The organism is Pseudomonas sp. ZY71, from assembly GCF_036542145.1.
Lineage (GTDB): Bacteria > Pseudomonadota > Gammaproteobacteria > Pseudomonadales > Pseudomonadaceae > Aquipseudomonas > Aquipseudomonas koreensis_A.
The window spans coordinates 4,082,677-4,097,053 of sequence record NZ_CP144274.1; the positions used below are offsets into that span (position 1 = coordinate 4,082,677).

General features: G+C 57.3%; 14 protein-coding genes and 1 pseudogene. 4 read left to right on the forward strand and 11 right to left on the reverse strand.

Annotated features, from left to right (window positions below):
- Window positions 1-8: 8 nt before the first annotated feature.
- Window positions 9-1,292 (forward strand): NAD(P)/FAD-dependent oxidoreductase, encoded by a 1,284-nt coding sequence (locus VY732_RS18010; protein WP_331691369.1) that lies wholly within the window; start codon window positions 9-11, stop codon window positions 1,290-1,292.
- Window positions 1,293-1,396: 104 nt separating this feature from the next.
- Here VY732_RS18010 and VY732_RS18015 read toward each other — a convergent pair whose 3' ends face one another.
- Both VY732_RS18015 and VY732_RS18020 read right to left on the reverse strand, forming a co-directional pair.
- A complete protein-coding gene (locus tag VY732_RS18015) occupies window positions 1,397-2,182 on the reverse strand; it encodes a DeoR/GlpR family DNA-binding transcription regulator (RefSeq protein WP_331691370.1) in 786 nt (261 codons plus the stop codon).
- A gap of 255 nt (window positions 2,183-2,437) precedes the next feature.
- Window positions 2,438-3,331, reverse strand: coding sequence for a LysR family transcriptional regulator (locus tag VY732_RS18020; RefSeq protein ID WP_331691371.1), 894 nt, complete (start codon window positions 3,329-3,331; stop codon window positions 2,438-2,440).
- An 85-nt stretch (window positions 3,332-3,416) separates the two neighbouring features.
- On the opposite strand from VY732_RS18020, the gene VY732_RS18025 reads away from it, so the two are divergent.
- Window positions 3,417-4,193: an NAD(P)H-dependent oxidoreductase gene (locus VY732_RS18025; protein ID WP_331691372.1), complete on the forward strand. Its 777-nt coding sequence runs from the start codon at window positions 3,417-3,419 to the stop codon at window positions 4,191-4,193.
- 214 nt (window positions 4,194-4,407) lie between these two features.
- Here VY732_RS18025 and VY732_RS18030 read toward each other — a convergent pair whose 3' ends face one another.
- The 4 genes from VY732_RS18030 to VY732_RS18045 all read right to left on the reverse strand — a co-directional run bounded on the left by VY732_RS18030 (window position 4,408) and on the right by VY732_RS18045 (window position 7,025).
- Complete coding sequence (locus tag VY732_RS18030) at window positions 4,408-5,427, reverse strand: AbrB family transcriptional regulator (protein ID WP_331691373.1); 1,020 nt, start codon at window positions 5,425-5,427, stop codon at window positions 4,408-4,410.
- 50 nt (window positions 5,428-5,477) lie between these two features.
- A complete protein-coding gene (locus VY732_RS18035; RefSeq protein WP_331691374.1) occupies window positions 5,478-6,125 on the reverse strand; it encodes a hypothetical protein in 648 nt (215 codons plus the stop codon).
- Between the two features lie 72 nt (window positions 6,126-6,197).
- The gene (locus VY732_RS18040) at window positions 6,198-6,620 is read right to left on the reverse strand and encodes an HD domain-containing protein (protein ID WP_331691375.1); all 423 of its coding nucleotides are present in this window, start codon (window positions 6,618-6,620) and stop codon (window positions 6,198-6,200) included.
- Between the two features lie 15 nt (window positions 6,621-6,635).
- On the reverse strand, window positions 6,636-7,025 hold the full coding sequence (locus VY732_RS18045; protein ID WP_331691376.1) for a hypothetical protein: 390 nt from the start codon (window positions 7,023-7,025) through the stop codon (window positions 6,636-6,638).
- 165 nt (window positions 7,026-7,190) lie between these two features.
- On the opposite strand from VY732_RS18045, the gene VY732_RS18050 reads away from it, so the two are divergent.
- Window positions 7,191-7,622, forward strand: a complete 432-nt coding sequence (locus VY732_RS18050) for a hypothetical protein (RefSeq protein ID WP_331691377.1) — start codon at window positions 7,191-7,193, stop codon at window positions 7,620-7,622.
- A 77-nt stretch (window positions 7,623-7,699) separates the two neighbouring features.
- Here the strand turns inward: VY732_RS18050 and VY732_RS18055 are convergent, their stop codons facing one another.
- Complete coding sequence (locus VY732_RS18055) at window positions 7,700-7,984, reverse strand: hypothetical protein (RefSeq protein WP_331691378.1); 285 nt, start codon at window positions 7,982-7,984, stop codon at window positions 7,700-7,702.
- A 564-nt stretch (window positions 7,985-8,548) separates the two neighbouring features.
- Between VY732_RS18055 and VY732_RS18060 the strand changes: the two are divergent.
- A pseudogene (locus VY732_RS18060) lies at window positions 8,549-8,835 on the forward strand (fructose-bisphosphate aldolase).
- 102 nt (window positions 8,836-8,937) lie between these two features.
- Here VY732_RS18060 and VY732_RS18065 read toward each other — a convergent pair.
- From VY732_RS18065 to VY732_RS18080, 4 genes are all read right to left on the reverse strand, one after another.
- Window positions 8,938-10,143 carry an SEC-C domain-containing protein gene (locus tag VY732_RS18065; RefSeq protein WP_331691379.1) on the reverse strand — a complete coding sequence of 402 codons (1,206 nt, stop codon included), beginning with the start codon at window positions 10,141-10,143 and terminating at the stop codon, window positions 8,938-8,940.
- A 120-nt stretch (window positions 10,144-10,263) separates the two neighbouring features.
- Window positions 10,264-10,812, reverse strand: coding sequence for a cupin domain-containing protein (locus VY732_RS18070; RefSeq protein ID WP_007950154.1), 549 nt, complete (start codon window positions 10,810-10,812; stop codon window positions 10,264-10,266).
- A 485-nt stretch (window positions 10,813-11,297) separates the two neighbouring features.
- On the reverse strand, window positions 11,298-12,581 hold the full coding sequence (locus tag VY732_RS18075) for an NAD(P)/FAD-dependent oxidoreductase (RefSeq protein WP_331691381.1): 1,284 nt from the start codon (window positions 12,579-12,581) through the stop codon (window positions 11,298-11,300).
- Between the two features lie 49 nt (window positions 12,582-12,630).
- Window positions 12,631-14,121: an aldehyde dehydrogenase gene (locus VY732_RS18080; RefSeq protein WP_331691382.1), complete on the reverse strand. Its 1,491-nt coding sequence runs from the start codon at window positions 14,119-14,121 to the stop codon at window positions 12,631-12,633.
- Window positions 14,122-14,377: the final 256 nt, after the last annotated feature.

A 14,377-nucleotide genomic window follows, 5' to 3' on the forward strand; every position in this document is an offset into this window, starting at 1 on the left:
ACACTGACATGACCGAACGCTGCAATTCCTACTACACCGCCACCCTCAACCAGGACACCGACTACCCGATCCTGCAAGGCCGGCACAAGGTCGACGTGGTAATCATCGGCGGTGGTTTCACCGGCGTCGCCACGGCCGTCGAACTGGCTGAAAAAGGCCTGAAAGTCGCCATCGTCGAGAGCCACAAGATCGGCTGGGGCGCCACTGGGCGCAACGGCGGACAAGTCACCGGCAGCCTTTCCGGCGACGGCGCGATGCGCAAACAGATGCGCGCGAAACTCGGTGATGACGTCGATGATTTCATCTGGCACCTGCGCTGGCGCGGACACGAAATCATCCAGCAACGCGTCGAGAAATACGCCATTCAATGCGACCTCAAACACGGCCACTTACACGCCGCGTACAAGCCCAGTCACATGACTGACTTGCGCAAGGATTACGAAGAAGCCGTGCGCCGTGGACTGGGCGATGAGGTCAGTCTGCTCGACCGCAGCCAAGTGCGTGATCTGCTGCAAAGCGACCTCTACCACGGCGCAATCAAGAACACCCGCAACATGCATCTGCACCCGCTCAACCTGTGCATCGGTGAATCGCGGGCGGCGGAAAGTCTTGGCGCGCTGATCTTCGAAAACAGCGAAGTGCTGGAGATTATTCACGGCGCTACGCCGGGCGTACGCACGGCTCACGGCCAGATCGATGCCAATCAGGTGATGCTCGCCGGCGACGTCTATCACAAACTCGAACCGGGGCAGCTCAAGGGCAAGATTTTTCCGGCCATGGGCGGCATTGTCACCACCGCGCCGCTCGGCGATCTGGCCAAGCAGATCAACCCCGAAGACCTTGCGGTCTACGACTGCCGTTTCGTCCTCGACTATTACCGCCTCACTGCCGACGGCCGCCTGTTGTTTGGTGGCGGCGCCAATTACAGCGGCAAGGATTCACGGGACATCGCCGCCGAACTGCGCCCGTGCATCGAGAAGACCTTCCCGGCGCTCAAAGGCGTGCAGATCGATTACCAGTGGAGCTGCGCGATGGGCATCGTCATCAACCGCATCCCGCAACTGGGCAAGCTCTCGGACAACGTCTGGTATTGCCAGGGCTACTCGGGGCACGGCATCGCAACGACGCACATCATGGGCGAAATCATGAGCCGGGCGATCACCGGGCAAATGGAGCAGTTCGATACGTTTGCCGCGTGTCAGCACATTCGTGTGCCGATGGGGGATTTGCTCGGCAATCCGTTACTGGCTGCCGGGATGTGGTACTACCAGATGCTCGAAAAGTTGCGGTGATTGCATTGGCCCTATCGCGAGCAGGCTCACTCCTACATTTTGGAATGCGATCCCTGTAGGAGTGAGCCTGCTCGCGATGAGGCCATCAGCCCCACCACAAAACCTCAATCCGGCAACTGCTCCACCACAATCCCCAACCGCCGATAATCCTCGACACTCCCCGACGCTACATGCCGTTCGGTAATCAACGTATGTAGGCTCGTACACGGCGCCACCACAAACGGCTCCACCGCTCCCAACTTGTCCGCCGAAGTCACCGCGATCACCCGCGCGGCGCCATCGAGCATCGCCTGCTTCACCGGCACCTCGTCGAAATGCAGCGAGGTAATCCCCACTTCCGGATGAATCGCACACACCCCGGTAATCGCCAGATCCGCCCTGATCCCGGCCAGCAGCCGCAGCGCCTCATGCCCGCCCGCCGCCATCGTTCGCGGGTTCAACTGGCCGCCAGCGAGAATCACTTTCACACCCTTGAATTCGGACAAGGCAATCGCCGTCATCGGTGAAGCGGTCACCGCCGTGATGCTGATACCTGCACGCAACGAGCGCGCGACCTGCAACGTGGTTGAGCCGGAATCGAACAGCACAATCTGCCCGTCATCAATCTCCTGCGCCGCCCGTTGCGCCAGGCGAATTTTCACCTCATCCGTCTCGTCCAGCCGCGTGAAGTAATCCTTGCCGGAGTCCTTCGGACGCGGCAGCGCCCCGCCGTGCACGCGCTGTACAAGGCCTGCGGTATCGAGTTCGGCGAGGTCGCGGCGGATGGTGTCTTCGGAGACTGCAAAGTGCTGGCTCAACTCGGACGCCATGACTTTGCCGTCGCGTTCGAGGAGCAAAAGGATTTTCTGTCGACGCAGGGATGGCAGTTCTGCCGCTGAGTGATCGTGCATGGTCGTGCCTGTTTATGCTTGTAGTTGCAGGTTTCGCGAGAGTAGCGAAAGCCTTGAACAAACACAAACCGTCGGGGTATCAATGGTTTCGATCATTGGAATCGACAAGGCGAATTTTTTCTTTGCTTTCAACCTGTTCAGAATGGCCGCACTTCTAAAAGGCTCAGGATGAACAGCTCATGAATCTCAATTTTGCGTTCGCGTGCATGATCGTTGTGTCGTTCGCGATTGCCCTCGGCCACGCCTGACAGCGCCTCAGACCGACGCCAGCAATTGCTCGCGCAGCCATTTGTGCGCCGGATCACGATGCGAACGTTCGCCCCAGAACATCGCCATCTCGTAACCCGGCACTTCCAGCGGCGCGTCGACCACTTGCAACGCCGGGTTGCCGCGCACCAGGCGTGACGGCAGCATCGCCACCAGATCGGTGCTGGCCAATACCGACATCGCCATCAGAAAGTGCGGCACCGACAACACCACTTTTCTCATCAGCCCAACATCGGCCAACGCCCGGTCGGTCACCCCGAAAAAGCCCCCGCCCTCGCGCGACACCATCACGTGCTCCAGCGCGCAGAACTGTTCGCGGCTCGGCGCCTGCATCAAACCTGGATGCCCGACTCTACCGGCCAGCACATAACGCTCGGTGAACAGCGGTCGCCGATGCAACTCCGGCGGCGCGTCTTCGCTGATGTGCAGCGCCAGGTCGAACACTCCCTGCTCGGCCTGTTTGACCAAATGCGCCGGGGTCAGATCGATCACCGCCAGCCGCGTGCCCGGCGCCTGTTCGCGCAAACTGCTCAGCGCCGGCAATACCACCGTCGACTCGCCGTAATCGGTCGCGGCGATCTTCCAAGTGTGGGTCGCCAGCGCCGGTTCGAACGCGCTGGCCGGCGCCACCGCCCTCTCCAACGCTTCCAATGCCTCGCGCAACGGCTCACGCAACTCATCGGCGCGCGCCGTCGGGCGCATGCCGCGCGGCCCGGGCAACAGCAGCGGATCACCAAAGATGTCGCGCAACTTGGCCAGATGCACGCTCACCGACGGCTGCGACAGGTTCAGGCGCTGCGCCGCGCGGGTGACGTTGTGCTCCGACAGCAACACATCCAGCGTCAACAGCAGATTGATATCCAGCCGTCTCAAATTATTCATGGCTATACCAGACATATCAGACATTCATTTCCAATATACCGGTTGAACGCCGATCCTGCAGTCACTCAGCTAACGGAGCTTCAATATGAAAGTCTTACTCGTCTACGCACACCCGGAACCGACGTCCCTCAATGGCTCGCTGCGCGACTTCAGCGTCCAGCGCCTGCAAGCCGCCGGCCACACTGTGCAGGTCTCCGACCTCTACGCGATGAACTGGAAAGCCATCCTCGACGCCGACGACGCCCCTGAGCGCGATGCGACGAAACCGTTCCATGCCTCCCTCGACTCGAAAGTCGCTTACGCCGCAGGCACCCAGGCTGCCGACATCGCCCGTGAGCAGGAAAAACTGCTGTGGGCTGACGCGCTGATCCTGCAGTTTCCGCTGTGGTGGTTCACCATGCCGGCGATTCTCAAAGGATGGGTCGATCGGGTGTATGCATACGGCTTTGCCTATGGCGTTGGCGAGCATTCCGACAGTCGTTGGGGCGAGCGTTATGGCGAAGGGAAAATGAAAGGCAAACGGGCGATGTTGATGGTCACCAGTGGTGGCTGGGAATCGCACTATGCGCCGCGTGGGATTAATGGGCCGATGGATGATTTGCTGTTTCCGATCCAGCACGGGATTTTGTACTACCCCGGTTTTGAAGTGGTGCCACCGTTTGTGGTGTATCGGACCAGTCGGATGGATGCGGCGCGGTATGCGGAGACTTGTGATGAGTTGGGGCGGCGGCTGGATGAGTTGTGGAGTGCGCGGCCGATCGGGTTTCGGCAGCAGAATGGGGGCGAATACGAAATTCCCGCTTTGACCTTGAAGAGCGATATCGCGCCGGATAGCGAAGGCTTCGACGCACACATCCGCTAGCGCCGCATTGCCCTCACCCCAGCCCTCTCCCGGAGGGAGAGGGAGCCGACCGTGTTGGATGTTCAATTTACACCGACCTGATATCTCGAGTTGAACTCAGATTTTGAAAGACACCGAGATCGGCTCCCTTCCCCCTCGCCCCCCTGGGGGAGAGGGCTGGGGTGAGGGGGATGAATCAAACTGACACACCGCAACACATTGACATCAGCTCCAGTCAGGCCTCTTCGCGCGCCCGCCGCACCTGCACCAACAACGCCGGCGCAAAGTGCAGCAACACCATCCGGCTCAAATGATGCGTCAGGATAAACACCACATTCAGCCCACCACCAAATGCGACTATCGCAATCGTCTCAATCGCCCCCGGCATGTACGCCAGCCATAACGAAAGCGGATCACTGCCCAACCAGCGCGCCGCGACTTCAGCAAATACTGCGGCGACCACGATCATCAAACCGACCGAGACCAACGCTGTGCGGCCATGACGTCCCAGCTCTGCGAAGCCAAGCCCCTGAAACCTTGAGCCAATCCGAACACCGAGAATCAGCGCCGCCAGATTCAGGCTCCAATCCGGCATGTGAAAACCCTGCAGCCATCCCGACTTCACAAACACCGCCGTGATGATGATCGCGGTGAGCATGAACGGCGCCGGTACGCCAATTACCAACAGCAAGCGCCCAAGCAGCACGCTCAGCGCGATCACCGAACACGCGGTCAGCGCCATGCCTGTCGTCAAAGGATCGCCATCGGCAATCGCTATAGCCGCTTGGCCGGGGATCAGGAAACTCACCAGCACGGTGATCAACAGCAACCGCATCAGGTGCACGATGATGACCTTGCTCGACGCTTTTTCCGACTCGAGTAAATCGAACACCGCAGCCAGTGCACCGGGATAAACCGCCAACAGTGCATCAGTGCGATTCCAGCCTGCGCCGCGTGTCAGCCACCATCCGGCCAACGCGATCTGCACGGTCAGGCAGATCAGCAACACACCGAGGCTCGGCAACATCGTCGAGGCCGTCTCGCTGTCCCACGCTTCGAACATCAGCCCGGTGGCGATGCCCAGCGTGATCTGGATGTAGCCCAGTCCATAAGGAGTTGCCGGGGCGATACCGGTTTTGCTGGCGAACAATGCGGTGACGACAATCGAACCCAACAGCAAGCCATGGGGCACACCTTCGAACTGCAACAGCGCACCGAAACCGGCAGCAATCAACAAACACAGAATAGATTTCATCAATCCTCCATCGACTTGAAAGTGTGACTTACGTCGTCTGAACCAATGAGTCAGGATGTACTTTCATGGCGCGTGATCGATGGTTTCTTCGGTGTTTGCGCAACCAGTATTCTGCGGGTGTGCTGTTCCTGTGACTGAACCAGCTTCTCGCCCTTGATAATCTTCAGGCATTCAAGCAACGAGCTGACACCAAAGAAACCCGCGACCGGCACGGTGATACCCATCCAAAAGGCGAATTTCGGTTCAAGCCCCATTGGCTGGATCAACAGGAGTGGAGACATCGCAATAGCGGACCACACGATATACAGGGTGAAACTCCAGGCTTTTCTCCAGATCCTGGAAAAACGCTTTCTATACTTCGGGCAGAAATCAATCCTGTGGCGCTCGACATCAAGCTCAACGTACTTTCTGGAAAGCACATAGTCCCTGAGGTTTCTGGCCGGATTAACGAGGGAAATCAGATACGCGACATCGGCGGGATTGATCGTCGAAGTACCCGCGATAGCCAGGTAGCCGCGCTCCCTGACCAAAAGAGGTAAATCAGGGTTTTGCTCAATATCCTTCAACACCTCTTTCGCGACCCGGTACTCCTCCGCAAGCCGGCTTTTGCCCATAAACGATAATTCGCGAATCACCTTTGTCGCAGCAGCGACGACTCCGATTACCGTCAGTAGCTGAACGATCGTTGCAAACTCCATCCTTGGTTCCTCCCTCTGTGCCTTGCATGGCAGTAAATCGATCGGGAAATGACCTGAGCGGGCAATCCCCTGTTAACCGCGCAACCGTCCAATTGCCCGGCGGTATTTTTCGACCCGTTCCAGATCCTCCCAGCTCGGCGAAGCAATTCGCGACAGGTCGCTGTTCTCTTCCAGATCCGCCAGCTTCACCACCCGACCGATCGGGTTCTGTGCGGCGCGGTCGACGAAGTCTTCATAGGATTCGCCCGGCACTTTGGTCACTGACTCAATCGCCGTCAGCACCTCTTCGCTGAAACCTTCCTTGCGCAAATCATCGAGGCTGACACCGCAATCCTCAACCACATCGTGCAGCACGGCGACGATGCGCTCTTCCAGCGAGCTCATGCGCAACATGACTTTCAGCGGATGCAAAATGTACGGCGCACCGCCCTTGTCGACCTGCCCGGCATGGGCCGTGGCGGCGATGGCGATAGCGCGTTCGAGGGTCTGAGTCATGGGAGTCTCCGAGGGTTAAACGCCGTAACGGCCGCCGACGTGGATGTTGCGTTTGAGCCAGTTGCCGATAGCCTTCAGCCTTCCGACTGGTTTGGCTGGCCCAGAGTGACGCTGAAGGATCAACGACACCAAGGTTGCCTGATCGGCTTTCGGATGGGCATCGATCAATTCGGCAACCCAGGCACAATCAGCTTTGTTCAGATGCTCACGCCACTCACCGGGCCAGGCGTCCAGTTCATCCAGCGCCAACCAGCGGGCACCGCCATGCTCCATATGCCCGCCGGACATCGACTGCTCGAAGCAGAAAGGCGTGGATGGCTTTTCAGGGTCAATGTGAAACAGGTAGATGTCGTGAAATGGATGTTGTGAGGGGAGCGCATTGTTGCGGCTGCCGATTTCGATCATGGGCAATATTCCATTCCTTGGGCGCTGATGTTTCCGATTGTTTCGCAGTGTACGCCACGGGAGCAAATCAAAAACCCGATGGAACCTCCCTCCTCCACGCCATCTCGAAACCATAAAGCGCCAACATCATCGATCAGACACGGCGCCCTTGAAGAGGAAATCCCGATGAACATTCGCTTCCTGCTTCTGCTCGCCACCTTCGCCGTCATCCCCACCTGCGTCATGGCCGAAGGCTGCGACGTGCAGACCCAATCCTCCAGCGTCTCGGTGCCAGCGGTGGAAACCCACAGTTGTTATGAATACGAAGGCATGCCGGTCAACTCCATCGACTGGTCGTGCAGCAATGAAAGCAAAGACATGCTCAACAGCACGAAAACCAAAGTCGAACACTGCGCCGATCACTATCAGGCTACGTGTATCGCCACGATCACTCAGGAATCCCTGGCAAACCCGCACTCCACCAGCAAAGACAAATACGCCAAAGCGCTGAACATCCCCGACAACGCGCAAGTGACCACGTTTTACTACGACGTGGAGCATTTGGCACAGGCGCGGATTGATTGCGAGAATGGTGGCGGGCATTGGAAGGCGAAGTAAGCGTTTGATCTGCGCGTATGCGATAGGCAAAGAAAAGCCCGGCTTAAAAAACCGGGCTTCTTAGTGCGCGATATCCATTAACCACCGCCATTACCACCACTGCTGCTACCGGACGGTTGACCCGCAGGGCTGGGCTTGGAGGCAGAAGGCACCGGCCCATTGTCGGTCTTGCCACCATCACCACCCTTGGGCAGCGAATTGGCATCCGGGTCAGCATTGGTGGCCGGAGACGCCGGTTCACGCGTCTGGCTATTGCCGTCGTTCGCTGTCGGAGTCGGCGTTTCGCCGGCCGCGATCGCGTACAGCGAACTGCCGGACAGCAACGCCGCGAGGGTAAACACGGCGATTTTATGGTTCAGCATGATGGCTCTTCCTTTGCGTGGGGAGTTACAGCATTGGAAGAAGGTAGGCGGCGAACGTGCGGTGCAGCGGACGAATGGTTATCGCCCAAAAGGCTCGCGCAATTTCGACGTCTGAAAACTTCGTAGGAAAACACCCCATGTGGCGAGAGAGCTTGCTCCCGCTGGGTTGCGAAGCAGTCCCAAAACCGGATAGTCCATTTCTCCCAGACATACCGCACGCCCCGAATTACGACGGATGTGTCGCCGAGCGGGAGCAAGCGCGCTTGCCACGGGTACGGATTTCACGTCCTACAGGTCGGTTGTGGCAGGTGAAATTGATGCCTAGAGTGAGTCCGTCGCTGACCACAGTCAGCGATGGGTTTCGCAGCCCTCAGAAGTGACACACACCGCCAAATGACAACTGTGGCAAAATCCGCCACCGCTTCATTTTATGGCGGCTGTGTGTGGGAGACCTTCGGGTCTGCCGGTTTGACTCTTCTCCGGTCTGCGAACCCGCATACAGCTGCCACCCATTTGTTTCGCAGCAGAAGGTGGCACTTCCTGACACATTGAAGAGTGCAACCTATGACGATCAAAACACCGCTCCACCACTACGCCCACATGTCCCACCCCGCCACCGACCACCCCGTCCTCATCATCGACACCAACGCCCCACTACGCGATCTCCACGCCTGCGCTGCCGAACGCCTCAATGCCGTCCTCAATACCTCGACCTCATGGCCTGCACGCGCCTCCAGGACCACTCGGAACACGACATCAACACCGTTACCAATATCGCCAGAATTATGGTGCAGGATGTGAGTGACGTGTTTCGGATAATTGAACTGCGAGGATTCGAGTCGAGCACTTGAAATAACGGACATTATAAAATAAACGAAAAACCGCAGAAAAGCGGTTTTTCTCGAAAACCCTAAGACCCGAAATTTAAAAAAATACTACAACTTAAAACAAGCTTATGCACCATGGCATCTCTTGAATTTCTTTCCACTTTGACAGGGGCATGACTCATTTCTATCAATCGATCCAAATCTCTTCACAAACTCCTCCATCTTACTCTTCCGATCAAACAATCTTATCTTTTCATCGATTGTAGTTTTCAGCACATCATCTAAAAACAACGAAGGCCGCCACCCTCCAACTAGCTTATCAACCAAATAACTATCGAGCACAGAAGCCCCAAGCCCGACAAAAGGATTTAAAACACCAATTACATTTGGATAAATCAATCGAATAAATCTAGATGCTGCGCTTTGCTTGACAGGAGTTAACAAAGCAGACATAAGCAACTGCCCATCAAATTCCGCATTCGAATACCACTTCCTAAAAACACTCCCATTGAAAGACTCTCTACAGACCAATATGTCATCCAAGGAAACGACACCCTTTGAATACAAATAATAAATATCAGGTATTCCCTTGGCGCCGATTACTTTTTCAAATCCCTCAATTGGATCGGAACCGACGACATTCCGGAACGCCCCAAGCTTAGCGTTAGCATAATCTTTAACGTATGCATCCTGATATATAGAATCAATACTTAGTTTGTTCTGAATAATTAAAGACTGAGCACATTCTGAAACCCTTAAAATTCTGTACCCATCATGAGGATCAACTTGAGTCACCCTAGATGTCTTAAAATCAAGTTGACTCCTAAAATCCTGCCGACTAAAATCACCATTCAACTCGGATAATGCAACTTCAGTAAATCCATCAGCTCTTACCGAAGAGTTATCAACATATTGAACAATCCTAGAGCGAAGTGTAGGATGCAAACGTTCCGGCAAACGTTCCTCAAAACCTTCGAGCTCCGCCCAGTCAAACTTCATAAAAGACAACTCTAACGCAGCCTTACCACTTTTCACAACAAAGTCATCGGCTCCAAATACTACTTTTACTATTTTTCTATCGAGTAATTTTAGTGTATTTTCAGCCCCAAGCGTCGACAACACTACACCAAGATCACCAGGCTTTAGATATATGTCATCATGGGTCACCAATGACATAAAAAATGCAGAAACAAACCCCCGCACTACAGCATCAACTTCCTCCCCCTTATCTAAAAAACCATAAAAAAACTCAACCTCTTCTTCATCACTTAAAGATTTAGCTTTAACTCTACATTTATTCGCAACCTTGTTAGTAATTAAAATACTACTCACGACTCCCCCTTACAAAGATTACGCTAGGTAAATGCCAAAATTAGAACCACCAACACTCAGATTGAAAAAGTGCATTTACCTCACGCTTCGCGAAGCAAACAACCTTTATTTTGCTAATTTTTAAAAATTCGCTGGCGTATTCGCACTAATAATCTCAGCCTCATCCGCCCCTATATTCCGAAACTTATGCGGCAGCGTCGTCGGAAAATAATACCCATCCCCCGCATTCAACACGCTCACCGACCCATCCACGGTCAACTCCACCGTGCCACGCGTCACCAACCCACACTCCTCGCCCTCAGCATGCACAATCGGCTCTTCCCCGGAACTCGCACCCGGTGCGTATTGCTCGCGCAGCAGGCGCATCTGGCGACTTGGCACGGAGGCGCCGATCAGCAGCAGGCGCAGGCCGTGGCGGCCGAGGTCGGGTTGTTCGTTGGCGCGGAAGACGTATTGGTGTTCGCGCGGGGGTTGGTCGAAGGTGAAGAAGTCGGCCAGGGACATCGGTATGCCTTCGAGCAGCTTTTTCAGTGAGCTGACGGAGGGGCTGACGCGATTCTGTTCGATCAGGGAGATGGTGGCATTGGTCACGCCGCTACGCCGGGCCAGCTCGCGCTGGGAGAGTTTGTAGCTTTCGCGTACTAGTTTGAGTCGAGAACCCGTATCCATGACTGCCTTATGTGAGAACGACTTAAGGGCGATGGGGGTGGGTGGCGGGTGACGCGCCGAGGGCGCGGATCACGTTGCTCCCGTGTCCCGGAACCGTGAAAGGCGGCTATTAAATCACGTTTGCCGGTGTTGCTCAGCAGGTTCGATGGACGGTGGGGCAAAAGTCCTTCTTGCCTTGGTAATACGGACCTGTAGGAGTGAGCCTGCTCGCGATTCGGTAGCACATCCAACATCAATTTGCCTGGATGACCGCCTTCGCGAGCAGGCTCGCTCCCACAGGGTTTGTGGTGTTTCTGTGGGAGGGATGGTGGCTGGGCTGGCCTCATCGCGAGCAGGCTCACTCCTACAATTTGATCTTTGGTGTTTCAGCAGGATTGATTTTGCCTTTGCTGGCCTCTTCGCGAGCAGGCTCGCTCCTACAGTTGGAGCTTCGGTGCGTCAGGTAAAAAACCGGCGGGGTCTTGGGCCGCCGCCGGGGAGGTAACTTAGAGGCCGAAGCGGTCGCGCAGCGAGTAGTAGACGGCGCCGAGGGCGGTGAGTGGCGCGGAGAAGGTGCGGCCGCCGAGCATTGGCATGTGCGGCAAGGACGCGAAGGCGTCGAAGCGTTCGGCGTCGCCGCGGATCATTTCCGAGATCAGTTTGCCGGCCAGGTGCGAGCAGGTGACGCCGTGGCCACTGTAGCCTTGCATGTAGTAGGCGTTCTTTTCGATGCGGCCGAATTGCGGCATGCGTGACATGGTCAGCAGAAAGTTGCCGGTCCAGCGGTAGTCGATCTTGACGTCTTTGAGTTGCGGGAAGGTCTTGAGGATCTTCGGGCGGATCAGTTGTTCGATGTCGTCCGGTTCCCGCGCGCCGTAGACCACGCCGCCGCCGTAGAGCAAGCGGTTGTCGGCGGTGAGGCGGTAGTAATCCAACAGATAGTTGCAGTCTTCGACGCAGTAGTTGTTGGTGATCAGGCTGCGCGCCTGCTTCTCGGTCAGCGGTTCGGTGACGACGATCTGCGAGCCGCACGGCATGCTTTTCGCGGTGACGCGGTTGTCGAGACCTTGCGGCAGATAAGCGTTGCCGGCGATCAACAGGTACTTGGCGCGGACCTGGCCTTTGGCGGTGCGCACGACGTTGGGCTCGCCGTATTTGATTTCCACGGCCGCCGATTGCTCGTAGATCTTGCCGCCCAAACGGGTGATCGCAGCCGCCTCACCGAGCGCCAGGTTCAGCGGGTGAACGTGGCCGCCCTGCATGTCCAGCAAACCACCAACGTAAGCATCGGAGCCGACTTCGCGACGAATGTCAGCCGCATCAAGCATCTTCAGATTGCGGTTGCCGTAACGCTCCCAACCGCGCTTCTGCTCCGCCAGACCGTTGAGTTGCTTTTTGTTCATCGCTGCGAAGATGCCGCCCGGGCGGTAGTCGCATTGGATGTCGTATTCCTTGATGCGCGAACGGATGATGTCGGCGCCTTCGAAGATCATGCTGCCGAGGATTTCCGCAGTCTTGTCGCCGTAGCGCTCTTCGATCACGTCGACGTCGCGGCTGTAGGAGTTGACCAGTTGACCGCCGTTGCGACCGCTGGCGCCGTAGCCGACTTTCGCCGCTTCCAGCACCGTTACTTTGTAGCCCGCTTCGGTGAGGAACAGCGCCGAGGACAGGCCGGTGTAGCCGGCGCCGATGATGCAGACGTCGCAATCCACCGCTTCTTCCAGAACCGGAAAGTCGATGACTTCGTTGCGGGTGGCGGCGTAGTAGCTGTTTACGTGTTGCTGTTTCATACGTTTCTCCGAGGGCCGCCGATAAACGGCGACCACCGCTGTAATAGAGTCAGAGCTTGATCCAGGTCGCTTTCAGCTCGGTGTACTTGTCGAACGCGTGCAGCGATTTATCGCGGCCGTTGCCCGACTGCTTGAAGCCACCGAACGGTGCGGTCATGTCGCCGCCGTCGTACTGGTTGACCCAGACGCTGCCGGCACGCAGGCCTCGGGCGAAGGTGTGCGCCTTGCTGAGGTTGCTGGTCCACACGCCGGCGGCGAGGCCGAAGATGCTGTCGTTGGCGATCTGCAGCGCTTCTTCCGCGGTGTCAAAGGTGATCAGCGACAGCACTGGGCCAAAAATTTCTTCCTGGGCGATGGTCATCGCATTGGTCACGCCGTCGAACAGCGCCGGTTGCACGTACAGGCCTCCGGTTTCTTCGAGAGTGCGTTGACCGCCAGCAATCAGCTCGGCGCCCTGCTCGCGCCCGATGCTGATGTAGCGCAGCACATTGTCGAGTTGACGCTGATCGACCACGGCACCGACGGTGGTCGCCGGGTCGAGTGCATGACCCGGTTGCCACGCTTGCAGCGCTTCCACTAACAGCGGAATGAACTGCTCGCGGATCGAACGCTCGACCAGCAAGCGCGAACCCGCCGTGCAGACTTCGCCCTGGTTGAAGGCAATGGCGCCGGCCGCTGCTTGTGCTGCCGCGCGCAAGTCCGGAGCGTCGGCAAACACCACGTTCGGGCTCTTGCCCCCTGCTTCGAGCCAGACGCGTTTCATGTTGCTTTGGCCGGCATAAATCATCAGTTGCTTGGCAATCGCTGTGGAGCCAGTGAAGGCCAGCACGTCGACGTCCATGTGCAACGCCAACGCCTTGCCGACGGTGTGACCGAAGCCTGGCAGCACGTTGAACACGCCTTTCGGAATGCCGGCATCCAGCGCCAACTGCGCGATGCGGATCGCCGTCAGCGGCGATTTTTCCGAAGGCTTGAGAATGAACGAATTGCCCGCTGCCAGCGCCGGAGCGAATTTCCAGCTGGCCATGATCAGCGGGAAGTTCCACGGCACGATGGCCGCAACGACGCCCGACGGCTCACGGGTGACGAGGCCGAGTTGGTCGTGCGGTGTGGCGGCGACTTCGTCGTAGATCTTGTCGATGGCTTCGGCGCTCCAGCGGATCGCGTTGGCGGTCGCCGGGATGTCGATGCTCATCGAATCGCTGATCGGTTTACCCATGTCGAGGGTTTCCAGCAGCGCCAGTTCTTCCTGGTTCTGCAGGATCAGATCGGCGAAGCGGATGAGGATGCGCTTGCGCTCGGCCGGGGCTTTTTTTGCCCACACGCCGGATTCAAAAGACTGGCGCGCGACGTCAACGGCGAGGTTGGCATCGGCTTCATCGGTGCTGGCCACGGAGGCGAGGAAACGGCCGTCGACGGGGCTTAGGCATTCGAAAGTATCGCCACTGATGGCCGGGCGGTATTCACCGTTGATGAATGCGCGGGCTTCGATGGTCAGGGACTGGAAGCGTTGTTCCCAGTCGTTGCGGGTCGTTGTCATTGTTGTGGCTCGACAAGGGGGGATTGGGGGTGTCGGGGTGTTGTGTCTGGTTTGAGATGGCTGCCCTCACCCTAGCCCTCTCCCAGGGGTAGAGGGGACCGACCGAAGTGTCTCGGGATCTGCACCGACCTGAACGACCGAGTCGAATATGGATTCGGCAAAAATCGTTCAGGTCGGCGGATTGCCCGAGCATCCCCGAATCAGTCCCCTCTCCCTTTGGGAGAGGGTTAGGGTGAGGGGCTTTTGCCTTTTGGGG

Bases quoted from the DNA above. Each gene is read 5' to 3' on its own strand.
- VY732_RS18010 (WP_331691369.1), top strand. From the start codon at position 9: ATGACCGAACGCTGCAATTCCTACTACACCGCCACCCTCAACCAGGAC.
- VY732_RS18015 (WP_331691370.1), bottom strand. From the start codon at position 2,182: ATGCACGATCACTCAGCGGCAGAACTGCCATCCCTGCGTCGACAGAAA.
- VY732_RS18020 (WP_331691371.1), bottom strand. From the start codon at position 3,331: ATGAATAATTTGAGACGGCTGGATATCAATCTGCTGTTGACGCTGGAT.
- VY732_RS18025 (WP_331691372.1), top strand. From the start codon at position 3,417: ATGAAAGTCTTACTCGTCTACGCACACCCGGAACCGACGTCCCTCAAT.
- VY732_RS18030 (WP_331691373.1), bottom strand. From the start codon at position 5,427: ATGAAATCTATTCTGTGTTTGTTGATTGCTGCCGGTTTCGGTGCGCTG.
- VY732_RS18035 (WP_331691374.1), bottom strand. From the start codon at position 6,125: ATGGAGTTTGCAACGATCGTTCAGCTACTGACGGTAATCGGAGTCGTC.
- VY732_RS18040 (WP_331691375.1), bottom strand. From the start codon at position 6,620: ATGACTCAGACCCTCGAACGCGCTATCGCCATCGCCGCCACGGCCCAT.
- VY732_RS18045 (WP_331691376.1), bottom strand. From the start codon at position 7,025: ATGATCGAAATCGGCAGCCGCAACAATGCGCTCCCCTCACAACATCCA.
- VY732_RS18050 (WP_331691377.1), top strand. From the start codon at position 7,191: ATGAACATTCGCTTCCTGCTTCTGCTCGCCACCTTCGCCGTCATCCCC.
- VY732_RS18055 (WP_331691378.1), bottom strand. From the start codon at position 7,984: ATGCTGAACCATAAAATCGCCGTGTTTACCCTCGCGGCGTTGCTGTCC.
- VY732_RS18070 (WP_007950154.1), bottom strand. From the start codon at position 10,812: ATGGATACGGGTTCTCGACTCAAACTAGTACGCGAAAGCTACAAACTC.
- VY732_RS18075 (WP_331691381.1), bottom strand. From the start codon at position 12,581: ATGAAACAGCAACACGTAAACAGCTACTACGCCGCCACCCGCAACGAA.
- VY732_RS18080 (WP_331691382.1), bottom strand. From the start codon at position 14,121: ATGACAACGACCCGCAACGACTGGGAACAACGCTTCCAGTCCCTGACC.